At 66.4% G+C, this 22381-nt stretch carries 16 protein-coding genes, 1 tRNA gene and 1 pseudogene; 6 read left to right on the top strand and 12 right to left on the bottom strand.

The features are described from left to right. Positions 1–76: 76 nt before the first annotated feature. Positions 77–5722 (bottom strand): MBG domain-containing protein, encoded by a 5646-nt coding sequence (locus AAC997_RS05610; RefSeq protein WP_340644703.1) that lies wholly within the window; start codon positions 5720–5722, stop codon positions 77–79. 14 nt (positions 5723–5736) lie between these two features. Further along, complete coding sequence (locus tag AAC997_RS05605; RefSeq protein WP_340644702.1) at positions 5737–7605, bottom strand: ShlB/FhaC/HecB family hemolysin secretion/activation protein; 1869 nt, start codon at positions 7603–7605, stop codon at positions 5737–5739. A 166-nt stretch (positions 7606–7771) separates the two neighbouring features. Here AAC997_RS05605 and AAC997_RS05600 point away from each other — a divergent pair, with 166 nt between their 5' ends. Both AAC997_RS05600 and AAC997_RS05595 read left to right on the top strand, forming a co-directional pair. Further along, positions 7772–8458 (top strand): response regulator transcription factor, encoded by a 687-nt coding sequence (locus AAC997_RS05600; protein WP_340644701.1) that lies wholly within the window; start codon positions 7772–7774, stop codon positions 8456–8458. 14 nt (positions 8459–8472) lie between these two features. Then, on the top strand, positions 8473–10524 hold the full coding sequence (locus AAC997_RS05595) for a sensor histidine kinase (RefSeq protein ID WP_340644700.1): 2052 nt from the start codon (positions 8473–8475) through the stop codon (positions 10522–10524). A 286-nt stretch (positions 10525–10810) separates the two neighbouring features. Here the strand turns inward: AAC997_RS05595 and AAC997_RS05590 are convergent, their stop codons facing one another. Next, positions 10811–11134: a hypothetical protein gene (locus tag AAC997_RS05590; RefSeq protein ID WP_340644699.1), complete on the bottom strand. Its 324-nt coding sequence runs from the start codon at positions 11132–11134 to the stop codon at positions 10811–10813. Between the two features lie 464 nt (positions 11135–11598). Beyond that, positions 11599–11675, bottom strand: a tRNA-Arg gene (locus tag AAC997_RS05585). 52 nt (positions 11676–11727) lie between these two features. Between AAC997_RS05585 and AAC997_RS05580 the strand changes: the two genes are divergently transcribed. Further along, positions 11728–13029 carry a dicarboxylate/amino acid:cation symporter gene (locus AAC997_RS05580; protein ID WP_340644698.1) on the top strand — a complete coding sequence of 434 codons (1302 nt, stop codon included), beginning with the start codon at positions 11728–11730 and terminating at the stop codon, positions 13027–13029. An 80-nt stretch (positions 13030–13109) separates the two neighbouring features. Here AAC997_RS05580 and AAC997_RS05575 read toward each other — a convergent pair whose 3' ends face one another. Next, positions 13110–13334 carry a hypothetical protein gene (locus AAC997_RS05575; protein WP_340644697.1) on the bottom strand — a complete coding sequence of 75 codons (225 nt, stop codon included), beginning with the start codon at positions 13332–13334 and terminating at the stop codon, positions 13110–13112. Here AAC997_RS05575 and AAC997_RS05570 point away from each other — a divergent pair. Beyond that, entirely contained in the window at positions 13333–14835 is a 1503-nt protein-coding gene (locus AAC997_RS05570) for a PAS domain-containing methyl-accepting chemotaxis protein (protein WP_340644696.1), read from the top strand. The two genes, AAC997_RS05575 and AAC997_RS05570, sit on opposite strands and share 2 nt — an antisense overlap. Here AAC997_RS05570 and AAC997_RS05565 read toward each other — a convergent pair. Both AAC997_RS05565 and AAC997_RS05560 read right to left on the bottom strand, forming a co-directional pair. Then, positions 14832–15446: a glutathione S-transferase family protein gene (locus tag AAC997_RS05565; protein WP_340644695.1), complete on the bottom strand. Its 615-nt coding sequence runs from the start codon at positions 15444–15446 to the stop codon at positions 14832–14834. The two genes, AAC997_RS05570 and AAC997_RS05565, sit on opposite strands and share 4 nt — an antisense overlap. 73 nt (positions 15447–15519) lie before the next feature. After that, positions 15520–16389: an alpha/beta hydrolase gene (locus AAC997_RS05560; RefSeq protein ID WP_340644694.1), complete on the bottom strand. Its 870-nt coding sequence runs from the start codon at positions 16387–16389 to the stop codon at positions 15520–15522. A 70-nt stretch (positions 16390–16459) separates the two neighbouring features. Here AAC997_RS05560 and AAC997_RS05555 point away from each other — a divergent pair, with 70 nt between their 5' ends. After that, positions 16460–17290: an enoyl-CoA hydratase-related protein gene (locus AAC997_RS05555; RefSeq protein ID WP_340644693.1), complete on the top strand. Its 831-nt coding sequence runs from the start codon at positions 16460–16462 to the stop codon at positions 17288–17290. Between the two features lie 64 nt (positions 17291–17354). Here the strand turns inward: AAC997_RS05555 and AAC997_RS05550 are convergent, their stop codons facing one another. The 3 genes from AAC997_RS05550 to AAC997_RS05540 all read right to left on the bottom strand — a co-directional run bounded on the left by AAC997_RS05550 (position 17355) and on the right by AAC997_RS05540 (position 20947). Continuing rightward, on the bottom strand, positions 17355–17864 hold the full coding sequence (locus tag AAC997_RS05550; RefSeq protein WP_340644692.1) for a CarD family transcriptional regulator: 510 nt from the start codon (positions 17862–17864) through the stop codon (positions 17355–17357). Between the two features lie 278 nt (positions 17865–18142). After that, complete coding sequence (gene fdxA / locus AAC997_RS05545; protein WP_340644691.1) at positions 18143–18484, bottom strand: ferredoxin FdxA; 342 nt, start codon at positions 18482–18484, stop codon at positions 18143–18145. A gap of 102 nt (positions 18485–18586) precedes the next feature. Continuing rightward, positions 18587–20947 carry a penicillin acylase family protein gene (locus AAC997_RS05540; RefSeq protein ID WP_340644690.1) on the bottom strand — a complete coding sequence of 787 codons (2361 nt, stop codon included), beginning with the start codon at positions 20945–20947 and terminating at the stop codon, positions 18587–18589. Positions 20948–21049: 102 nt separating this feature from the next. Between AAC997_RS05540 and AAC997_RS05535 the strand changes: the two genes are divergently transcribed. Further along, a complete protein-coding gene (locus AAC997_RS05535) occupies positions 21050–21736 on the top strand; it encodes a hypothetical protein (protein WP_340644689.1) in 687 nt (228 codons plus the stop codon). On the opposite strand, the gene AAC997_RS05530 is transcribed toward AAC997_RS05535, so the two are convergent. Then, entirely contained in the window at positions 21733–22008 is a 276-nt protein-coding gene (locus AAC997_RS05530; RefSeq protein WP_340644688.1) for an RNA-binding S4 domain-containing protein, read from the bottom strand. The genes AAC997_RS05535 and AAC997_RS05530 overlap by 4 nt on opposite strands. Then, a pseudogene (locus AAC997_RS05525) lies at positions 22005–22381 on the bottom strand (phosphonate-binding protein); the annotation flags it as partial. The gene AAC997_RS05530 and the pseudogene AAC997_RS05525, both read right to left, overlap by 4 nt.

Here is a 22381-nt window from a genome sequence, read left to right as displayed (position 1 = left end):
ATGACCGTTCGGGTCATGGCGTTCGCCCCGTCCCCGACGACCGCGCGGCATGGGTGCTCCTTGTGCGGTGAGAGGCTCAGACTTCCGGAACAACAACACACTGGCCGCCGCCGGTACAGACGACGAGGCCGTCGAAGCGTGGATCAGAAACAAGCGGAGCTAGGCCTGTGGTCTCGTCAGGGTCAGTAACCGACGGGGCGGCCTGCGGCTCGGCGAAGGTCGAGCTGCTGCGGCTCTGGTTGTTATCGAACGTTCCAACAGTCTGGCTGGGCGACATCGTCTGTGAGGGACTTCCGAAGACGGTCATGACGCCATTCTGGAAGACCAAGCTGTAGTTGTCGGAAGCGACGAGCGTGCCCTGACCGATCACATAGTCGCCAGCGAAGCTGGTCACGCCCGCTTCGGTCGTCAATCCGCCAGACAGGGTGTCCCCACCGACCAGACCTCGCCCCCCCAGGGTGTAGGTCAGCGGCGGGTTGACCACGCCGTAGGCTCGACGCTGCGGATCCGCCGTCACCGTGATGCCGCGTTGGCCCACCGTCAGTCTGGAACCTGTGTAGCTCGCTTCATAGTTGGCCGACGCAGATAGGGTTCCGCGTGTGATGTCATAGAGTCCAGCGTTTGACGTCGGGACCGCCGCCGTCGCCAGGGCGCCTGTCAGCGTGTCGCCGTTGACCAGTCCCATCGTCGTGTAGGTCAGCGTCGGATTGACGTCGCCATATGTCCTCGACAGCGCGTTGGCCGCGATCGTCAGGGCGCGCCGGGTCACCGCCAAATCAGCGCCGGTGTAGGCGATCGTGTAGTTGGTGTTGGCCAGCGATCCTTGGGTGATCCCGTAGACGCCGATGTTCGACGTCAAGGCGGCCGTCGTCGCCAGCGAGCCCGACAGGGCGTCGCCATTGACCAGGCCACCGCCGCCGACCGCGTAGGTCAGCGCGGGGTTGGCGTCGCCGTAGATCCTCGAAAGGGCGTTCGCCGTCACGGTGACAGCGCGCGGCGCGACGGTCAGCACGCCGTCGGTGAAGCTGAGCGTATAGTTGGTCGGCGCCGCGAGCGAGCCTTGGGTGATGGCGTACTGGCCCACGCCGGAAAACTGGGCGGCCGAGGTCGCCAGCTGGCCGCTCAGCGTATCGCCGTTGACGAGGCCGCCGTTGGTCAGCGTCCAGGTGAACGCAGGATTTGCGTCGCCATAACTGCGGGTCACGCTGTCGGCGGTGACGCCGAGGCCGATGGCGATACTGCGCGGCACGACGGTCAGGTTCGCGCCGGCGTAGGTGAGGGCGTAGTTGCCGGACGCCGCCAGAGACCCTTGGGTGATCCCGTAGACGCCCACGTTGGACGCCGTGGTCGCCGAAGTCGCAAGCAAGCCTGACAGAGTATCGCCGTTGACCAGGCCGGTAGTCGTATAGGTCAGCGCCGGATTGACGTCCCCATAGCTCCTCGAGAGCGCGTTCGCCGTCACGGTGAGGGGCCGCGCCGTGACAGTTAGTATGCCGTTGACGAAGCTCAGCAAATAGTTGGACGGGGCCGCCAGAGACCCCTGTGTGATGGCATAGCCGCCGACACCGGAAGACGACGTCGCGTCGGTCGCCAGCTGGCCGCTCAGCGTGTCTCCGTTGACGAGACTGCCGGTATTCACCGTCCAGGTCAGGGCCGGATTGGCGTCGCCATAGGCGCGGGTCACATTGTCGGCGGTGACGCCCAGCCCGATAGCGATATTGCGGGGTATGACAGTGAGGTTTGCCCCGGCATAGGTCAGCGCATAGTTGCTCGAAGCCGCCAGCGTCCCCTGGGTAATGCCATACACACCGACATCGCTGATCTGCGTCGCCATGGTCGCCAGGGCGCCGGACAGCGTGTCGCCGTTGACGATGCCCGGGCCGCCGACCGTATAGGTCAGCGCCGGATTGGCGTCGCCGTAGGCGCGGCTCAGGGCGTCGGCCGTGACCGTGAGGGCGCGCTGGCCGACGGTCAGGTTCGCACCGCTATAGGTGACGGCATAGTTGGTCGAGGCCGCCAGGCTGCCTTGGGTGATGCCATAGCTGCCGACATTCGACGTCGAGGTCGCCGTGGTCGCCAGGGCGCCGAGCAGTGTGTCGCCGTTGACGAGGCCCGCGCCGCCGACCGTGTAGGTTAGCGCCGGATTGGCGTCGCCATAGGCGCGGCTCAGGGCGTCGGCCGTGACCGTGACGGCGCGCTGGCCGACGGTGAGGGCGCCGGCGCCGTAATCGACATAATAGTCGCTGGCCACGCCTGCGGAATAGGTCAGCGCCAGGACGTTGTTGGCGCCATAGGCATAGGTCCCGGCATTGATGCTGGCGGAAATCGCGCTGCCCCAGCCGACGCTCACATTCCCGGCGCCGATGCCGCCCAGCGTGATGCCGGAGGCGCCCATCGTATCGCCATAGGTGGTGGAGGTGTTGCCCGACAGCCGCACATAGTTGTCATAGAGCGGAGCGGTGGTCATGCCGCGCAGCACGGGCGCGCCGCCCGTCCTCGGCGTCGCCCAGACGGCGGCGAAGTTCCAGCCGCCGTCGATGAAACTGAAGGGGTTCCGCATCTGCGCCGTGGTCAGGCCGGTCCCGCCGGCGGAACTGGTCGATCGCCCGCTGGTCTCGACGTTCCAATAGGAGTTGATGATCGTGTCGGATCTTCTGGCAAAGCCCACCAGTCCGCCCGTATTGGTGTTGCCGGTGACCGCGCCGGTGGCATAGGCACGGGTCACCGTGCCGTCGCGACCTTCGCTGGCCCAGTATCCCAACCCCACCAGGCCGCCGACATGGTTGGCGCCAGTGACCGCGCCGGTGGCATAGGCATCGATGACCTGCCCCCAGTTGAACCCCACCAGGCCGCCGACGCTATCGGCGCCGCGGACCTCACCGGTGGCATAGCCAACGGTCAGCCTGCCCCCATTGTCCCCGACCAGCCCGCCGACGTTGTTGCCGGTGCTGCTGACCGCGCCGGTGGCGTAGACGGTTTCCAGAAAGCCGCCGTTCGTGCCGATCAGCCCGCCGACGTTGTCGCCGGCGCCTGTGATCGCGCCGGTCGCATAGGGGCCCCGCAGACCGCTGGTGTTGTAACCTATCAGTCCGCCGACGAAGTTGCGTCCGCTGACCGCGCCGGTGGCATATAGAAAATCAGTGCTGAAGGCGCTGTTCCCATTGTACCGCCCCGCTACCCCGCCGACATAGTCTGCGCCGCTGACTGCGCCGGTGGCATAGGCGTTGGTCAATCCGCCGTAGTGAAACCCCGCCACCCCGCCGACATAGTTGCCGGCGCCGTGAACCGCGCCGGTCGCATACACGTCGGTAACGCGGCTACCGGACTGGAACGACCCTGGGTAACCGGAAGCGCCAATCAGTCCGCCGACATAACTTCCGCCGCTGACCGTACCGGTGGCATAGGAATTGATCACCGTGACGATGCTACTGTTGAAATCGCCGATATTCAGCCCCACCAGCCCGCCGATGGAGTCGTGGGGGTTCGGGCCCACCACGGCGCTGACCGCACCGGTGGCGTAGGAGCTGATGATTCTGCCTTCAGTGTTAATGCCCACCAGCCCGCCGACCCGGAAGTCGCCGCTGACTGTGCCTGTGTTATAGGCGTTGATTATTGAGCCGCTGCTGTTGGCCCCCACCAGCCCGCCAGTGCTCTCAGCCCCGATGATGCCGGTGACCGAACCGCCGACCAGACCGATGTTTCGCACCACGCCGTCAGTACCGTTGCCCGCCGTACCGAGGCGGCCGAGGCGGCCGATCAGCCCGATCGGAGCTGAAACGCGTGAGACGATCGTCAGGTCGGAGATGACGTGCCCCAACCCTTCCAGCGTTCCGTAAAACGTATCAGAGATGGTGTTCCCGATCAGCGCATCGTCATAGGTCCGACCGCGGGCATCCAGGTCCCGCGCCAGCGCGAAATAGCCTTCGCCGAAGTTCTGTCCCGTAAGGCTTTCGACGTCAGACATTGAATAGAGCAATGTATAGGCCTTGCCATTGATGCTCAACGTACCGCCAGCGCCGGACGTCAGGGCGGTGCCGGTGGAAGACAGATAGGTGAGGCCGCCGGTGAAACCGCTGCCCGTCAGGCCGAACATCAGGTTGTTGGTCGCCACGGCGACGTCGCCGATGCCTCTGACCTGGATCGGGGCGTTGATGGCCAGGTCGTAGGGGGCGTTGAGGAACAGCCCCGCGCCCGTCGCCCCGCCGAAGGTGATGGGGGCGTTGATGGTGATGTTGGTGGCCGCGGTCAGCGTCAGCGCCGTGCCTGCGGTCCATGAGATGGCGTCGGCGACGGTGATATTGCCCGTCTGTGTGCCGCCCGAGCCGGTCGACACGGTGACGTTCGCGCCCGCGAGGGCGGTCTGCAGCGTGTTGACGTTAATGACGCTGTCGTCGCCGGTGGCGGCGAACCCGGACTGGTTGCTGGCCGTGCCGCTGGAGATGGTGACGTTGTAGGGGTCGAGCAGCAGGTCGCCGAACGCGCCGTTCGCCGCCGTCAGATCGGTGTAGCCGGTATAGTCCAGCACGGCCTTGCCCGAGACCTCGGCCTGACCGCCGTCGCCGGACGCCTGCCCGCTCCGGGCCGAGATCGTCCCCGCGAAACGCGTCCGCCGGTCCGACCAGACGACGACCAGGCCGCCGTCGCCCGCGCCGGTCGCGTCCGCACTGATCCGGCTGTCGGCGTCGATCGTGGTGGTCTCGGCGCGTTGCAGGTCGCCGCCGCCCTGCCAGTCGCCGCCGATGCGGATTTCGCCCCCGCCGGTGGCGCCAGAGGCGTCCAGAGCTGCCCCCGTCAGGCTGATGTCGCGGCCGGTGACGGTGATCGCGCCCCCGGCCTGTTCGGCACCGCTGACGTCGATCCGGCCGGAAACCGCCGTGACGCCCTCGCCGCCAGACAGGGTGATGGCACCGTTACGGCCCGAGACGCTGCGGGCTTCGATCACGCCGGACATGTTGACGGCCTGACGCGCCATTTCGCGCGCCGCTGCCGCCGTCAGCACGACGCTGCCGCCGTCGGCCGAGATCGTGCCGTAGTTGGCGACCAGGGCACCTTCGTCCTGGCTGTTGGTCGGAATCGAAACTTGCAGGAAGCCGTCCCCCGACAGGTCCAGCACCGCCGCCTCGCCCGAGCCCAGTCCCACCTTGCCCATCGGCGCGACGATGACGCCGGTGTTGGAGACCTCGCCCCCGATCAAGGCCGCATAGCCGCCCGAGCCGACCGTGATCAGCCCCGCGTTCGACACGCCCGCCGAGGCTCCGTCGCCCGTGAAGTTCAGGCGGCCCGCGTTGAAGTCGTCATCCGTCAGGTTCAGCGTCGAGGCCACGAAGCCGGCGCCGGCGCTGATCTTGCCCGAGCCGCTGATGACGATGCCGTTGGGATTGATCAGGAAGACCTGACCATTGGCGACGATCTGGCCCGCGATCGTGGAGGAGGTCGCCCCGGTCACACGATTCAGGATCGCCGCGCTCGCGTTCGGCTGGCTGATGGTGACGCTGCTTCCCACCCCGACATTGAAGCTCTGCCAGTTGACGATGGCGTTCTGGGTCGACTGGGTGATGGACAGGGCGCCGTTCGACGGTGCGCCGATCGCGACGCCTCCTGACGCCACCTCACCCCCGGTCGGCAGGGTCTGGGCCGCCGCCGGGAGGCTGGACAGTGCGACGATTCCGACGATGGCGGTGGAGGCCAGCAGGGCCGAAACGAGCGGACGGGTGCGCGACATGATCTGGACCTCGTTCAGAAGGCGAGAGAAAAACTGGCGGTGATGCGGTCGCCGGCGGGCGCCTGGCCAGGGCCAGCGCCGGACAGTTCGGCGCGCCCGTATTCGAGGCTGCCGGACAGGCCGGAGAACCGCGACCGCGCCGCCGCCCCGAAGCGCAGGCCGATGCCGTAGGCCAGGCCTCGGCTATGGCCCCGCTCAAGCGCCGTCGGCTGATCCAGCCATGTCCCGCCCAGGGCGGCGAAGACGTAGGGGCTGAGCACGACGGCGCCGGAGGTGGTGTCGCCCGTGGGCAGGGCCGCCCCCTGCTGAGCCGGTAGGTCAGGCAGGACGAACGGCAGGGTGAAGCTGGACACGAACGGGAACCGCAACTCGCTCCGCACCACATAGCCGGCGTCGCCCTGAATCAGGCCGGAGTCGAAGCTGGAAAGACCGTCCAGCGAAGCCAGGCCGATCTGCTCGGCGCTGGGCAAGGCTTCGCCGAACGCGGTCTGGCCCTGGGCGCGCAGCGTCAGATCCAGATGGGGGCCCAGAGACTTGCTGAAGCCGATAGAGGCCTCCAGCTTGCGGAACTCCGGCCCCGCCCCCTGGCGCGACAAGGGCGTGTCGTTCGAGCCCGGCGGCGGCGCGGCGCGGGCCCCCAGGGCGTCGATCCCGAACGATGCGCCGATCCGGGCCTCCACCGCGCCGCCGCCGGGCAGTCCATAGGACAGGTCGCCCCCCAGACGAACGACACGCAGGACGTCGTGCGAAAGCTCGGCCTTAAGCGGAGCGATCGCCTCCACGAATTCGTCCTGCGCATCCAGGCCGCCCTCGACGTTGAGGGTGAAGGCGCGAGACCGGACGACGGGATAGCGCAACCGCGCCGTCACCCGCTGGAACCGTGAGGAGATGCTGAGCTCACCCGTCCCCACGCGCGGCGTCGTGCGCGCGGTCACCCCTTCGAACGACAGGGCCAGCCCGTTGTCGCCCAGCGGCAGTACGAGCCCGGCCGCGAGCGAACGGTTGCGCGGTCGCTCGGCGAAGACGCCGTCGCCGAGCGCGCCGCCCTCGGGCCTGAGGTCGCCGCTGACCTGCAGATAGACGAGTTCGCCGTTGCCGATCGGCGAGTTGATCTGCAAGCCGAGGCTGTCGGAGTAACCGCCGATCGGCTCCGCCAGGGTGTTGTCGGCAGAGACGCTGCCGGTCACGGGTTTGTAGCGAGCTTCGACGACCAAAACGCTCGACCCCGGCGAGGTCCCGGCCCGCAGCGCAGACCGCAGGATCGCGCCCGGCGCATCGCCCGCCAGGAGCAGCCGCCGTTCGAGCATGGCCAGCGTCACGCCCGGCGCGCCGACCAGGGGCCTCAGCACCCCCTCTACACGGGCGCGCACCGCCTCCGGGACCGCCGAGGCATCGATCCGCTCGATCCGCCCGTCCATCACGACGAACCGGACAACTCCACCATCCGTCAGCGTCTGCGGCGGCAGGACCACGCGCACCAGAACGTAGCCGGCCCTCGCATAGTCGGCCTCCAGCGTCCGCGCTGCCGCGAACAGCTCGGCCGCTGTCACCTGTCGCCCCGAAAGGGAGGCCTCCAGCGCCGCCGTTCGGTCGGCCAACTCCGGCTTACCGCCCTCGAATTGCAGCGACCCTACCGTGACCGACAAGGCTTCGGACCCAGCCGGCGGCTGCGACCCGACGGTGTCGGGAATGACGATGGCAGCCTCGGGGTCGGACTTCTCGATCTCCGGGCGGAACGACGGCGGTGTGATCTGCGAGGCCGTCTGGGCCAGCGCCGGAACGGCTGACGTGCCCAGCAACAGACCGCCGGCCATCGCGTGTGCGACGAAGAGCCGGGTTGGCCGGGAAGGCTCGAATTTGGACCTGCGATTGGCAGTCGTCATGGTGCGATGATCCCGCTCGGAGGAGTACCGATGAGGATCCGCACTCGAGCCGGTCACGATCTAGGCGGCTGAAGCGTGGCTGTATGTCACCTGAAATAGCGACAAGCTTCACTGCGTGCCCATGCTAGGTTCAGAGCTCAGACTTCCTCCTCCCGAGCCTCGCCGAATGACCGAAATCACCGCCTCGGCTGGGATCACGGTGATGCTGGTGGAGGACGATACTGCCTTCCAGGCCGCCTTCGCTCTCGCGCTGGAGGGTGCGGCCGACGTCCAGCTGCAGGCGGTTGCGGCGGCTGTCCGCCCGGCCCTGGACCTGATCGCCGCCACCCCGCCCGACTCCGCTCCCGACGTGCTGGTGGTGGATCTGGGCATGCCCGATGGGTCGGGGCTCGAGGTGATCGCAGCGGCGCACGCGCGCTGGCCTGACTGCGCCGTGATGGTCAGCACCACTTTCGCCGACCAGGACAATGTGATCCGCTCGATCGAGTCAGGGGCTAGCGGCTACCTTTTGAAGGACAGCGCTTTCGTGCAGATCGTGGGAGACATCCGCAGCCTTTATGCCGGGGGCAGCCCGATCAGCCCGCGCATCGCTCGCCAGCTATTGATGCGAATGCGCGCCGAGCCCGAAGAGGCGCCTACGCCCGAGGTCACGCCCTTGCCGCACGCCCTGTCCGAGCGGGAGAAACAGACGCTGGAGCTTATCGCCAAGGGTTTCAGCTATGGCGAGATCGCCGACCTGATGAGCGTGTCGCGCAATACGGTCATGACGTTCGTGCGTCGCGTCTATGGCAAGCTGGAGGTGAAGTCGAAAGCCGAAGCGATCTTCGAGGCCCGCAGTCACGGGCTGATCTGACCTAATCCGGGGAGATGATGCAGGCGCAGAGGTTCATTCTGACCGACAGGGGGGAGGCGATCCGCGGCCTGCTGCGATCCCGGCGGTTCCTGGCGGGGCTGGTCTGCGCCCTGCTGGCCATGCTGGCCTTGACCGCCGCCTGGCCCAGGGGTCACTCGGCGAACCACATCACCGAGGCCGGATTGCTCCAGAACGGCAGCGACGCCTACACGATGCCGTCACGCACCGTCGATCCCGACCGGCTCGCGGGCCGGTGGCGCACCGTTCGACTGCCCTACCAGCCCCTGCCGCAGTTCCTGACCGGCTCCACGACCCTGGTGCCCGACGCCGGTCGGTTGACCACCACCTGGTTCCGCCTCGTCGCCCCGCCGGCGGACAGTTTGCGCCCGCCCCTGTATCTCTTCATCCCGCGCTGGAAGACCGATGGCCAGATCGCGATCTATGTCGATGGCCGGCTGACCTATCAATCCCACTCCAACAATCAGTGGAACGGCTCCGACCAGCCCCTGTGGGTGGCGCTGGAGGAGACTGCGGAATCGCGGACGCCGCATGAGGTGATGGTGCGGATGCAGCACGTAGCGGGCATCGGCGGCAGTATTTCGTCGATCTGGCTCGGCGGCTACGACGACATCGCCTGGCGCTATTTCGTGCGCAATTTCTTCGTGACGTTCCTGCCCTACATGAGCAGCGTGGCCTTTCTGGCGACCGGGCTGTTCACCCTGGGCGTCTGGCTGGTCGGACGGCGCGAGCCCGCCTATCTGCTGTACTTCCTGATGTCTGTGGCGGCCTTCATCCGCACGCTTCAGACCTATGTCGGGGTCGACCGCCTGCCGGTTTCCGACGCCCTGTTCGGCTGGGTGACGTTGCATTCGCTCTTCTGGATGCTGGTCATCATCCACCTGTTCCTGGAACAGATTCACAAACGGCCCCAGCCCTGGCTGACCCGCGGGGTGGTGGGGGTGGCCCTGGTCTGCGCCCTCGTCACCGTCCCGGCCGCGCCCCTGCTGGACCCGACCCTCAGCGCGCCGCTCATCTATGTCTGCATGCTGGTGGTGGGGAATGTGATCTGCCTGAGCGGCCTTTGGCAGAGCTGGCGGGCAGGGGAACCGGAAGGGATCTGGCTGGCGGGAAGCGGCGTCCTGGGCGTGCTGTTGGGGATCTATGACTGGCTGCTCCAGAACAACCTCGTCAACATCGAGGGCCTGTACATCAGCCTGTATGTGAACATCTTCCTGACCATCCTGTTCGGGAGGATCATGCTCCGCCGCTATGTTGTGGCCTTGTCCAGCGTCGAACAGGCCAGTCGCAATCTGGCTGACCAGCTGGCCCGCCGCGAGGCCGAACTTGCCGAGAGCTACGCAAAACTTCGCACAGTGGAGGAGCGAGAGACACTCAGTAGAGAGCGTCAGCGCATGATGCAGGACATGCACGACGGCATGGGTTCGTCCCTCGTCACCGCCCTGCGCGCAGCCGAACACGGCAAGCTCGGCGAGGTCGAAATGGTTCAGGTGCTGAAGGACTGCATCGATGATCTGAAGCTGACCATCGACTCGATGGAGCCCGTCGAGACCGATCTTCTGCTTCTGGTCGCCACCCTGCGGTTCCGGCTCCAGCCCCGGCTGGAAAGCACCGGGATCAAGCTGGTGTGGCAGGTGGAGGAAGTCCCGCCCATCACATGGCTCGACCAGCGTAACTGCCTGCACATCCTGCGCATCCTGCAGGAGGCTTTCACCAACACCATCAAGCACGCGCGGGCGTCGACCATCGTCATGACGACCCGCTCAGAGAACAACAATGTGGTCATCACCATAGTCGACGACGGCGTCGGATTCGACCTCGGCGGAGCGACAGACAGCGGAAAAGGCCTGTCCAACCAGGCGGGCCGCGCCAAGGCCATCGGCGCAGGGGTCGACTGGACGTCCGACAGCGAGGGAACGCGTTTTCGTCTGTCATTGCCTGTGACAAGGGCGCGCGAGGACGGGCGACCTGACAGCGGGGTCGGACGCGGTACGCCGGGCAACCAGAACAACTTGCCCGATGTCGCGTTTCCGGCCGTCGGCGAATGACCGCTCCTGGCGCATTGCTGCCGGACTACGCCCGAGCTCTATCTGCAGGGTCCGGCCGGCACGCTGCGCGACCTGATGACTCCGCGCACCGGCCCCTTGCAACCCACCTCAACGAAGGCTCAGATCAACCCAGGACTCTCGTGATCGCTGGATGAGAAACGGGGGTCACGTCAGTGCGCCGGGGCTTTGGCGACTTGGTCTCGGAGAAGAGCCAAGTTGCCTCGACTGTCTGGCGGTGGGGGCAGTCAGGGGTCGAGTTGTCTCCGCAAAGAACGGGTATCGACGATCAGAAGGGAAACGGAGCCCTGTCGAGCATGGCCTGTGGCGCCGGGATGGAAAGGCTGCCACCGAACTGCCCATACACTCCCAATTCGCCATTCTTGTAGAGGTCCGACCCATAGAGATATGCGGAAAGCGTTTTCACGCAGAGGGTGAGCGCCTGCAGGCTGGAGACGCCACTAATCTCGCGCTCCACATTTATGGGTTCGCTGATCTCAAACCTGCAGGACCACAATCCCTCGTCTTCCTTCCATTCGGGAGCGAACACGCGGACGCTAACCTTCTCGGCGGTGTAGGACAGATCCAGTTCAACCGCCGCGATTTCCGTCATCTGTTACCGTCTGTCGTGGGTCTGGAGAGGCGGCCATGCGAACCGTGAACTGGCTTTTGCACTGATTTAGCCCCGAAAATTATCCCTGTTCCAGCGTGAATTGTTCCCTGTTCAGGTCGAAATTGTTCCCTGTTGCCGGCCTTCAAATTCCCTGTTTGTGAGTTGATCGTTTGCGGGCAATTTTCGAAATTACAGTACAAAATTCAAACCTTTATGGCGGGTGCGACCGCATAGGGGGCCGTCGGCCAGATCCAAAGTATCCCTGCTCTCCCTGTTATCGGCTCATAACAGGGAAACCGTCACGGTTTTTGATGCGCGGAGACAGGCCCTGAAATGGAGTGGTTTTGGGGGCGAATTAGGCCTTCGGAGACCAGGCTGGATGACGGATTGGTCTCGCTGGAAGCCCGGTGCGCCGGGGCTTTGGCGTCTCGGTCACGCAGAAGAGCCAAGTTGCCCCGACTGTCTGGCGGCCCGGGAGGGACTCGAACCCCCGACCTTCGCTTTAGGAAAGCGCTGCTCTATCCTGCTGAGCTACCGGGCCAGACCGGGGGGTGATAGCGCAAGGGCGCATGGCGGCGAAAGGGAAGATGCGAATGGGGGCTCTGCGCCATTTCCGGCTGCTCTATGTTCAGGTGCTTATTGGTATCGCGCTTGGCGTGCTGGTGGGGTGGCTGTGGCCCGACATCGGCGTGCAGCTCAAGCCGCTGGGCGACGCCTTCATCAAGCTGATCAAGATGGCCATCGCGCCGGTGATCTTCTGCACCATCGCGGCGGGCATGGCGCGGATGAGCGACATCAAGGCCTTCGGCCGGCTGGGCGCCAAGACGCTGATCTATTTTGAGGTGGTCTCCACCATCGCCCTCGTCATCGGCCTGGTGGTTGGCAAGCTGGTCCAGCCCGGCGCGGGCTTCAATGTCGATCCCGCCAGCCTCGACCCCAAGATCGCGGCCGACTATGTGGAGAAGGCTCACCATAGCCCGAACATGGTGGACTATCTCCTCAACCTGATCCCGAACACCTTCTTCGGCGCGTTCGCCGAGGGCCAGTTGCTGCAAGTGCTGGTGATCGCGGTGATCACCGGCCTGGCCTGCACCCGGCTGGGAGCGTTCGGCGACAAGGTAGCCGGCGCTCTGGAAGACATCTCCAAGGTCTTCTTCTCCATCATCCAGATCGTGGTGCGGCTGGCGCCCATCGGCGCCTTTGGGGCGATGGGCTTCACGATCGGCAAGTACGGGATCGCCGCGCTCGTGAAGCTGGCCGCCCTGGTGGGGACCTTCTACCTGACCAGTCTGCTGTTCGTGCTGGTGGTGCTGGGCGCCATCGCCTGGATGTCCGGGTTCTCGATCCTGAAGTTCCTGGCCTATATCCGCGAGGAACTGCTGATCGTGCTGGGGACCTCATCCTCGGAATCTGTGCTGCCGCAGATGATCGATAAGATGCAGCGGTTGGGGGCGGGCAAGACCACGGCGGGCCTGGTGATTCCGGCCGGCTACAGCTTCAACCTCGACGGCACCAACATCTATATGACGCTGGCGACCCTGTTCCTGGCCCAGGCCACCAACACCCACATCACCCTGACCCAGGAGTTGACCCTGCTGGGGGTGGCCATGCTGACCTCCAAGGGCGCCAGCGGCGTCACCGGAGCCGGCTTCATTACGCTGGCCGCGACCTTGGCGGTGATCCCGGATATTCCCATCGCGGCGCTCGCCCTGCTGGTGGGGGTGGACCGGTTCATGAGCGAGTGCCGGGCGCTGACGAACCTGGTGGGGAATGGCGTGGCGACCCTGGTCGTGGCGCGCTGGGATGGGGACCTTGACCGCGAAGTGCTGGCGACCGAACTGGAACGTGGTCCTCGGGCCGCTTCCGCCGAACCCGTGCCCGCCCCGGCCGACTGAGGGCGGCTTTTCTTGAACAGGTTTTGGTCATAGAAGGTCACCGCGCTGCGACACCTATGGGTGTGTTGAGAAAAACATAACTAAAAGTTGAAGTATTGGCGGCTCCCATTGGTGAAATGCGCTGACAATGCTTTGAAGATTCGCGGCGAGGAGCTCAACGCACGCGAGAGTTCAGTAGAGATGGTCCAACTTTCTTCCTGAACCAGGCAAATTGTCGCAGCGATTAAGGCTGTGTTTACGCCGATCACCTGATCCAGACCCTGCGTGGCGCCCAATGGGGTCGCTGGCGACAGGCGGGTGAGCATGGCTCTGTTCAGTTTCAAGCGTGACGACGGCGCAGCCGCCAAGCGGATCGCCGATCTAGAGGGCGCTGTTGCGGCGATCAACCGGTCTCAGGCGGTGATCGAGTTTGAGCTCGACGGCACGATCATCACCGCCAACGAGAATTTCCTGGCCACCGTGGGCTACAGCCTGCCCGAGATTCAAGGCCGCAAGCACAGCCTCTTCGTCGACCATGCCTACGGCCAGAGCACCGACTATGCGGAATTCTGGCGAAAGCTGAACGCAGGGGAGTATCTGGCCGGCAAGTTCCAGCGGGTTGGAAAGGGTGGCCGGGACATCTGGATTCAGGGCGCCTACAATCCGGTCTTCGATGCGAACGGCAAAGTCTACAAGGTCATCAAGTTCGCCAGCGACATCACCGAGGTGGAGCTTGAGCGGGCTCGCAGTGAAACCGAGCGCACCAAGACCGAGGCCGATCAGAACGCCGTGGTCGCGGCGCTCGCCGCCAGCCTGCAGCGGGTGGCGGGTGGCGATCTGACCGCTCTCATCGACGCCAGGTTCGACGGCCGCTACCAGCAGATCAAGGATGACTTCAACAAGGCCATCGAGAGCCTGCGCGAGGCCATGGTCTCCATCGCCACCTCCACCGGGGGGGTCCGCGGCGGGGCCGACGAGATCGCCAGCGCCTCGGACGACCTGTCGAGGCGAACAGAGCAACAGGCCGCCAGCCTGGAGGAAACCGCCGCCGCCCTGGACGAAATCACCGCCACCGTGAAACGCAGCGCCGAGGGAGCCAAGCAGGCCTTTACAGCGGCCACCACAGCCAAGGCTGACGCCCAGCGCTCCGGCGAAGTGGTTCGTCAGGCGGTCGAGGCCATGGGCGAGATCGAGCAGAGCTCTGGCAAGATCACCCAGATCATCGGGGTGATCGACGAGATCGCCTTCCAGACCAATCTGCTGGCCCTGAATGCCGGGGTCGAGGCCGCCCGGGCAGGTGAGGCGGGGCGGGGCTTCGCGGTCGTCGCGTCGGAAGTCCGGGCGCTGGCGCAGCGCTCGGCTGACGCGGCCAAGGAGATCAAGGCCCTGATCAGCGCCTCTTCGGCCCAGGTGGGCGCCGGCGTCCGGCTGGTGGGCGAAACGGGTCAGGCCCTGGTGGGGATTGTGGAGCGGGTCACCGAGATCGATGGTCTGATCGCCGAGATCTCTCTTTCATCGCAGGAGCAAGCCACCGGCCTCAATGAGGTCAATAGCGCGGTCAACCAGATGGACCAGGTGACCCAACAGAACGCGGCCATGGTGGAGGAAGCCACCGCCGCGTCCGCCAATCTGCGTAGCGAGGCGGTCGAACTCGCTCGTCTTGTGGGGCGGTTCCAGACCGGCGCCCACGCCACGCGGCCGGAAATGGCCCGGCCTGAGCGTCATGCCCCCGCCCGCAACCCGGTGGCGCAGGACCGAGCTCGGCTGACCAAGGCCTTCGGCGGCGGCCGCGCTGCGGCCGCCGGTTCAAGCTGGGAAGAGTTCTAGGCGGCGCTGCTGGGGCGGGCCTTGACCCGCTCCATCCAGCCCTTGATCCACTTGGCGTCGTCGGGGACCGGCTGGCCCACGGTCGCCCCGAAGGTCAGGAAGCCGTAGAGCAGGATGTCGGCCAGGGTGAAACGGCCGCCGCAGACGAAGTCTCCCTTCATCTGACTGTCGAGCCAGATCATTCTGTCCTTGGCGATGGCCTTGAGTTCGGAGGCGCCCTCCGCGCCCACCAGCTTCATGCGGCTCTCGAACAGCGGGCGGCCCTCGGCGGCGCGGAAGCCGTTGGCCAGGGGCTCGCAGATGTTGAGGTCGATGCGGCGGGTCCACATGCGGGTCTCGGCGCGTTCCTCAGCGTTGGCGCCGATCAGCGGCGGGGCGGGCTGAACCTCTTCCAGATACTCGCAGATCGGCAGAATTTCGCAGACCTTGTGCCCGTTATCCAGTTCCAGCGCCGGGATCTGGCCCGCAGTGTTGATGGCCTCGTTATAGGGAGGCTTGCGGTTTTCGCCGCCCATCAGGTCGACCTTCTGGGTCGGAATGGTCATGCCCTTCTCGGCGATGAACATGCGCACCACGTGCGGGTTGGGGCCCATCGAGTCATAGAGTTTCATGGCGTGTCGCCTCCCTGAAGTCGTTGGCGCGACCATTTGCGCGGGAGGCTGGCCCGTCAAGCGCGACCCCACGTCAATCGAGATGCGATTTGAGCTCACGCTTGATCACTACCCAGGCCGGGGCGGTCGGGTCGATCAGCTCGAAGTGACCGGCTGCCTTCAGGTTCAGCTCAGTGACAGGGTCGCCCGCGGCCTTGGCCGCCGCAGCGTAGGCCGCGCCGAAGCGGGGTGGGACGATGGGGTCGAGGTCTCCGGAAATCACCGCCTGGGGCAGGCCCAGCGGTAGCATCGCGGCAGGTGAGAGCCCGCCATAGAGGTCCTGGGTCTTGCGGAACAACGCCCCGGTCAGGGCGTCGATGGTGCCGGGGCCACCGCAGGCGTCGGGGCCGGTCTCGCGATAGGCGGCCAGGTCGATGATCCCGGCCAGGCTGACCGCGCCCTTCGGCAGGAAGGGGTTGTCCCCGCGCAGGGGGCTGGCCTTGCTGGCCCACAGCGCCAGATGGCCGCCCGCAGAATGGCCGGCGAAGACCGCGTGTCTGAGGTCCAGCGGGTAGGTCTTCGCCAGCTCGCGGACATGGTCGGCGCCCGCCGCCACGTCCTGGAACGTGCCGGGATATCCGCCGCCCTCGTGGCCGATGCGGCGGTATTCCAGGTTCCAGACCGCGATGCCGTCGGCCCGGAGGTCGTCGGCCACATAGTCCATCAGCTCGGTCCCCGGCAGGTCGGCCAGCCAGCAGCCTCCGTGGATCATCACCACCAGCGGATAGGGACCCTTGCCCTTGGGTAGCCACAGCTCGCCGTACTGCAGGGGTAGAGGGCGATAGGCGATCCTGACGTCCGCCTTTGGCCGGTCGCGGGCCAGGAGATCGCTGTAGCTGATCGGCGCGGCGGTGGCGCAGCCGGCCAGGGACGCCGCCAGGGCCAGGCCCAGAACAGGTTTCATCTCGCACTCCTTGCCCGCCGCGACGTCAGGGGGTGAGGATGCCTGAAAACAAGTCCTAGGGAGAGAGACCATGGCCGACGAGCCCATCCTGCTCACCGACGATCCCGCGCCCCACGTCCGGCGCATCACCCTCAACCGTCCGGCCAAGCGGAACGCGCTGTCCAACGCCCTGCGCGGCGAGGTATTCGCGGCCCTTGAGGCGGGTGACAGCGACCCTCAGGTCCGGGTGATGATCCTGCGCGGGGCTGGGACCTGTTTCTCGTCGGGCTACGATCTCGCCGGGTTGGGGGAGCTGCCCTACTACACCGCTGGCGGTCAGGGGCAGTGGGCGCGGCACGTCGTGGACGGGTGCTTCCGCATCTGGGACCTGGCCAAGCGGGTGATCGCCCAGGTTCACGGCTGGTGCCTGGCAGGCGGCTCGGAGCTCGCGGTGGCCTGCGACCTGGTCTACGTGGCCGAGGACGCCCAGATCGGCTACCCGGCGGTGCGCACCATGAGCCCGCCCGACAACCAGTACCACGCCTGGTTCATGGGCATGCGCGCCGCGATGGAGCTGATGCTGACCGGGGATTCGGTAACCGGGCTGGAGGCCGTCCGTCTCGGATTCGCCAACCGTGCCCATCCGGTCGGCGAGCTGGAGGCGCAGGTGTTGGCCATGGCCGAGCGGATCGCCAAGGTCGACCCGGAACTGGCCCAGCTGAACAAGAGACTGGTCCACCGGCAGATGGAGGCGATGGGTCTGAGAGCCGGCCTGCGGGCCGGCACCGACCTCCATGCGCTCGGCTGGCACACGCCCGCCAGCCGAGACTACATGGCCCAGATGCGCCAGGGGGTGACCCAGGCCCTGACCGCCCGGGACAAGACCTTTGGCGACTATCGGACCGAGCCGAAGGGCGAATAGTCGAAACGAAAACGCCCGGCCATTGCGGGCCGGGCGTCTCGAAGATCAGCGGTGACGTCGGGCCTTAGGCGGCGACGGCCTTGATCAGGTTCTTGTTTAGGATGCCGATCGCGGCGTCGCGGTCGATCTGTTCGATGGCGGCGACTTCGCGGGCCATGCGGTCCAGGGCCGACTCATAGAGTTGGCGTTCGGAATAGGACTGCTCCGGCTGGTTTTCGGCGCGGTGCAGGTCGCGGACGACCTCGGCGATCGAAATCAGGTCGCCGGAATTGATCTTGGCTTCATATTCCTGGGCGCGACGCGACCACATGGTGCGCTTCACGCGGGCGCGGCCCTTCAGGGTGGTGAGCGCCTGGCTGACGACATTGCCCTCGGCTAGCGAACGCAGGCCCGCGGTGCGGGCCTTGGCGGTGGGAACGCGCAGGGTCATTTTCTCGTGGTCGAAGGTGATCACGTAGACTTCGAGCGAGTAGCCGGCCACGTCCTGAGTTTCGATCCCCTGAACCTGACCCACCCCGTGGGCCGGATAGACGACGTGATCGCCAACCGAGAAATCCAGACCAGTCTTGCTCATCAGCTAAGTCCTTTCGACCACGTCCAATCCCGTCGACGCATCCAGGTTTTTCCAAGAGCCCAAGGCGAAAGATGTCCCTCCGCAAAATTTGCGGCGGACAACATTCTTGAGAACGGAATAGACCTCTAGGACACCCTTCGCCTGTTCAAGGCGTATGCGCCGGGGACGGCTCTTCTGCAGAAACGGCGTGGCGGGCGCGAAATGCTTCTCACCACATCCTTGTCAGGCTAGCATAAAAATCAGCCGAAAGAAAGGCTTGCACCCCTTGCGCGAGGGGCTCAGGAGCCGCGCCCGGGCTTTTCGCTGAAATACTTCTCGAACTTGTCGGTCTCGCGCTCAAAAGCCTCGGCGTCCTCGGGCGGCTCGCCCTTCACCGTTATGTTGGGCCAGATCTTGGCGTAGTCGGTGTTGATCTTCAGCCACTTGGAGTCCGGCGTGTCCTCGGTGTCAGGCTTGATGGCGTCCACCGGGCACTCCGGTTCGCAGACGCCGCAGTCGATGCATTCGTCCGGATTGATCGCCAGGAAATTCTCGCCCTCGTAGAAGCAGTCCACCGGACACACTTCCACGCAGTCCATGAACTTACATTTGATACAGGCGTCGGTGACGATGTAGGTCATCGCGGACTGAAACTCCGGCAGGTCTAGGCGGCGGGTTTTCCCGGTCGCGCCCCTAATTGTCAATGCCGCCAGCCCTCAGGATATCTGGCAGCGCCGATAGGGTCACGGCGCTGGTGTGAGCAAGATCACCGTTTCCGTCGCGGCCTCCACCGCCTTTCGCGAATAGACCAGGGGCACGTACTCGCCCTTCACCCACTTCGGGAAAAGGTCGCGGTAGTGCGGGCTCTCCGGATCGCCCGACTGGCCGGGCGTGTTGATGGTCATGCTGTTGTCCCAGGCGCCGACGTCCAGGACCATGCGGAAGGAGGCCCCGGCCACCACGCGGAAGTCGTCGGGCCGCCACGTCGCGGCCATCGGGGAGAGGCTCGTCCCGCCCATCGGTGTCGGTCCCGCCGCAAGCAGGTGCTTCGTGGCGGCATCGGCCAGCGGGGTCAGCGCGTGCTCGAGGCGGGCGTGGTGCAGCTTACCCCAAGCCCAGGTCTTGGGGTCTGGGCCCAGGCGCGCCGAGACCTCGTCGTAGGCGGCCCGCAGGCTCGACGCCAGAACCTCGTCGCGGGCGGCCAAAGGCAGGGTTGCGTCGGGGTGTTCCAGAACCTCCATGACGGCGGCGAGGTCGCCGTTGCCGATGACGCCGTGGACCTCCTTGGGCGTGACGGCGGCAACCACGGCCCGGCCCAGATACTTGCCCGTCCAGACCTCGAACAGGGCTGCGCCGGCGCTGTCGACGGAGGTGCGATGGTTCCAGCCGCGCAGTAGGGCGAGCGCACTGGCGAGCTTCGGATCATCGGTCTTCAGCGGCGCCAGAACGGCGATCAGCCGGCGTGAGGTGATGTCATAGGGATCGGTCTGCAGGGCCATGGCGTCCGCCACAGTCAGATTGGGCTTGGCGGCGAGCACCTCGTCCACCCGCAGGAAGCGAGCGGCGTTGGACCACTCGAATCCCACCTTCCGCTCGGCGACGGGGTAGTCGGCCGGCAGGTTCATCTGGTTGGCCGAAGCGAACCACCCCTGTTTGGGATCAGCCTCGCTGGGCAGCTGGTCGGGGGTCAGGAACCCTTTCCACTCGTAGCGCCCGTCGCCGGGCACCGGCATCAGGCCGTCCCAGTTGGGCCGGGCCGGAACCATGCCGGCGGCCACCCAGCCGATGTGGCCCGAGGTGTCGGCATAGGCCTGGTTCTCGGAGGGCGCGCCCCATCCGGTGAGCGCCGCCTTGAAGCTCTCCCAATCCTGGGCCTGCATGTAGCCGGTGGAGCCGAAATAGGCCGAGGTCCCCGGCTGACTCCAGACCGTGCGGATGGCGAAGGCCTTGCCCTCCGTCGCCTTCAATACCGGCCCGTGGCGGGTGAAGCGGAGCTCGACGGGACGCGGTGTCGCTTCGCCTTTCACGGGGATGGCGTCCTTCACCACCGTCACGGATTCCCAGCCGTCGCCGTAGCGGTACTGGTCAGGCTCGCCGGGCTTGGTCTCGTAGACGTAGAGGTCTTCCTGATCGACCGGGAAGATGGTCAGGCCAAAGGCGATCTTGTCGTTGTGGCCGATGGAGACCCCGGGCAGGGCGGGCTCACCCGCGCCGATCACCGAGAAGCCCGGCGCGTTCAGGTGCACGATGTAGCGCAGGCCGGGCGCGCCATGCTCCCGATGCGGATCGTTTGCCAGGATCGGCCGGCCGGTGGCGGTGCGCGAGCCGGAGACCGCCCAGTTGTTCGACCCGATCGCTTCCGGCGGAACTTCCAGCGCGGCGCGCTGCTCCGGCGGCCCTGAGAACTTCACCCCGGCGCCGGCGAGCTGGTAGTCGGCCAGGACGTCGGCGGGGATGGAGCAGGGGTCGAGGCCCTCGGGGACCTTGGTGGTCCATTTGGGTTCGATGAAGCGATAGAGGCGGGCGGCGGGCAGACCCGCCTTGCAGGCGATCTGGGCGCGGCCGACCTCGTTGGGGACGTTGCGGGTCAGGCCGTGGCTGCGGATACGGACCACGTCCTGCGGGCTCCAGAGGTCGGGCGTTGAGCCGGCGATCCTGAACTCCAGAGGCAGGGGCCGCTCGCCCGCCGCGATCTCGCCGACGAAGGCGTTGACCCCGGCCACCCAGGCGCTGGTGTTGTCCTGCGCCCCCGGGCCATAGGCCGCCCACTCCTTGGCCATGTCGCCGCGATAGAGAAAGAGACGGGCGGCCCGGTCCTGGGCGACATAGGTGGGGCCGAAATCCTTGGACAGCAGACCCAGGCCCCGCTTGCGCCACAGGTCGATCTGCCAGAGCCTGTCGCGGGCGACATTGTAGCCCTGCAGGAAGAAGGCGTCGCGGACGCTGCCGGCATAGATGTGCGCGATGCCCCAGGTGTCGACCCGAATCTCGGCGGGGGCGGCGAGGCCCGTCACCGCGCGGTTCTCCTGGGCGGGCGCGGCCAGCGCCGTCAGGCTGGCGAAGCTCAGCAGGGCTCCGAGGAGTGGGGCGAGTAGGCGTGACATCTGCAAGTCCTCCGAGGCCGAAGGATGAGGCTAGGGCAATAGGGACCGTATCGACAATGAAGGTCCGACCGCTAAGCTCGCGAATGTCCAAGGGGGGAAGCCATGAAAACCCGATCTCACCGTCTGTGGGCGGGCCTCACTGTCCTGACCGGCCTCGCCACAATCGCCGTCACCATCGCCTTCCAGATGCTTCCCGAAGTGATCGCGGCGGGGAAATGCTGGACGCCGGGCAAGGTGGTGGATTTCGAACTCGCCCGGACCCTGGCGCAATTGCTGAACGTTTTCGGTCCGCCTGCCGACGCCTGTCGCGCGCCGATCGTCACGGCCATGGACGCGGTCAACGACCTCGACGTGAGGGCCTATATTCCCAGCTACACCGCCTTCGAAATCTGCGCGGCGATGTTCCTGGGGGGCAGTTTCCGCAAGCCGCTGGTGATGGCGGCCATCGGCGTCGCCCTGGTGGCCCTGGCCGGCGACTATCTGGAAACCCTCATCCTGCTGCAGATCACCCAGGCGGTGGACGGGTCGGCTGACCTGCTGGCGCGCTCCAGCGCCGGCGCCTGGATCAAGTTCGCGGGCCTGGCGCTGAACGCTTTGCTGCTGTCGCGCATCTGCATGGCGAGTGACACCAGGCGGCCGATCCTGGCCCTGCTGCTGCTCCTGCCCATGGTGGCCACCGCCTTTGCGGCCATCGACAACAGCCGCGCTGCGCTGATGACCTATGCCCTGATCCTGAGCTGGACACCGATCCTGCTGGTGGCGGCGCGGGACCTGGTGCGGAAGCGCTAGCCCAGGCTGGAGTACAGCCCCCGCGCCTCGGCTGGCGGCCCTCGCCGATCCCCCAGCCCCTCCACCGCCACGGCGATCAACTTCCCGCCGACCGCGAAGACCAGGCGATCGCCGACCTTCACGGGCCGCGCGCACTTGTCGATGCGAGTTTCGGCGCCGGCGCGGGTGAGGCGGACCTTGCCCTCGTCCAGAAACTTGGCGGCCAGAGAGCGGGTCTTGAAGAACCTCGCCCGCCACAGCCAGACATCGGCGCGGCAGCCCGTCTCGCTCATGGATTCGCGGCCTTGGCTTTACGGCGGCGGCGCGGGCGCCGGGCGGGGACGGGTTTGTCCTTCAGAGCGGCCAGGGCCGAGAAGGGCGAATTGGGCGGTGGCGCAACGGGCTTTTCTACGGGCTTCTCGCCGCGGCGGCGCCAGACCATGGCCTCGCCGGGCTTCGGCCTGGTGGTGGGAGCGAAGGCCAGAGCCCGGAGGATGTCCTTGGTCTCCTGCTCGCCCCAGCCCAGCACCTCGCGGTCGGCGTCGGTGAGTTGGCCGGGCTTGCCGGCTCGCATCAGGTCGTCCATCTGCTCCAGCGCCTCCACGGGTACGGCCAGACGGCCCACCGCGCGCAGGCCGAAGGCCGCCAGCGCGGTGGGGGCGGGCG

Source organism: Phenylobacterium sp. (assembly GCF_037968635.1).
In the GTDB taxonomy this organism is placed as follows: domain Bacteria; phylum Pseudomonadota; class Alphaproteobacteria; order Caulobacterales; family Caulobacteraceae; genus Phenylobacterium.
Note: the sequence above shows the minus strand (reverse complement) of the source record. Positions and strands in the feature narration are given on the sequence as shown.

Bases quoted from the DNA above. Each gene is read 5' to 3' on its own strand.
- AAC997_RS05610 (WP_340644703.1), bottom strand. From the start codon at position 5,722: ATGTCGCGCACCCGTCCGCTCGTTTCGGCCCTGCTGGCCTCCACCGCC.
- AAC997_RS05605 (WP_340644702.1), bottom strand. From the start codon at position 7,605: ATGACGACTGCCAATCGCAGGTCCAAATTCGAGCCTTCCCGGCCAACC.
- AAC997_RS05600 (WP_340644701.1), top strand. From the start codon at position 7,772: ATGACCGAAATCACCGCCTCGGCTGGGATCACGGTGATGCTGGTGGAG.
- AAC997_RS05595 (WP_340644700.1), top strand. From the start codon at position 8,473: ATGATGCAGGCGCAGAGGTTCATTCTGACCGACAGGGGGGAGGCGATC.
- AAC997_RS05590 (WP_340644699.1), bottom strand. From the start codon at position 11,134: ATGACGGAAATCGCGGCGGTTGAACTGGATCTGTCCTACACCGCCGAG.
- AAC997_RS05580 (WP_340644698.1), top strand. From the start codon at position 11,728: ATGGGGGCTCTGCGCCATTTCCGGCTGCTCTATGTTCAGGTGCTTATT.
- AAC997_RS05570 (WP_340644696.1), top strand. From the start codon at position 13,333: ATGGCTCTGTTCAGTTTCAAGCGTGACGACGGCGCAGCCGCCAAGCGG.
- AAC997_RS05575 (WP_340644697.1), bottom strand. From the start codon at position 13,334: ATGCTCACCCGCCTGTCGCCAGCGACCCCATTGGGCGCCACGCAGGGT.
- AAC997_RS05565 (WP_340644695.1), bottom strand. From the start codon at position 15,446: ATGAAACTCTATGACTCGATGGGCCCCAACCCGCACGTGGTGCGCATG.
- AAC997_RS05560 (WP_340644694.1), bottom strand. From the start codon at position 16,389: ATGAAACCTGTTCTGGGCCTGGCCCTGGCGGCGTCCCTGGCCGGCTGC.
- AAC997_RS05555 (WP_340644693.1), top strand. From the start codon at position 16,460: ATGGCCGACGAGCCCATCCTGCTCACCGACGATCCCGCGCCCCACGTC.
- AAC997_RS05550 (WP_340644692.1), bottom strand. From the start codon at position 17,864: ATGAGCAAGACTGGTCTGGATTTCTCGGTTGGCGATCACGTCGTCTAT.
- fdxA (WP_340644691.1), bottom strand. From the start codon at position 18,484: ATGACCTACATCGTCACCGACGCCTGTATCAAATGTAAGTTCATGGAC.
- AAC997_RS05540 (WP_340644690.1), bottom strand. From the start codon at position 20,947: ATGTCACGCCTACTCGCCCCACTCCTCGGAGCCCTGCTGAGCTTCGCC.
- AAC997_RS05535 (WP_340644689.1), top strand. From the start codon at position 21,050: ATGAAAACCCGATCTCACCGTCTGTGGGCGGGCCTCACTGTCCTGACC.
- AAC997_RS05530 (WP_340644688.1), bottom strand. From the start codon at position 22,008: ATGAGCGAGACGGGCTGCCGCGCCGATGTCTGGCTGTGGCGGGCGAGG.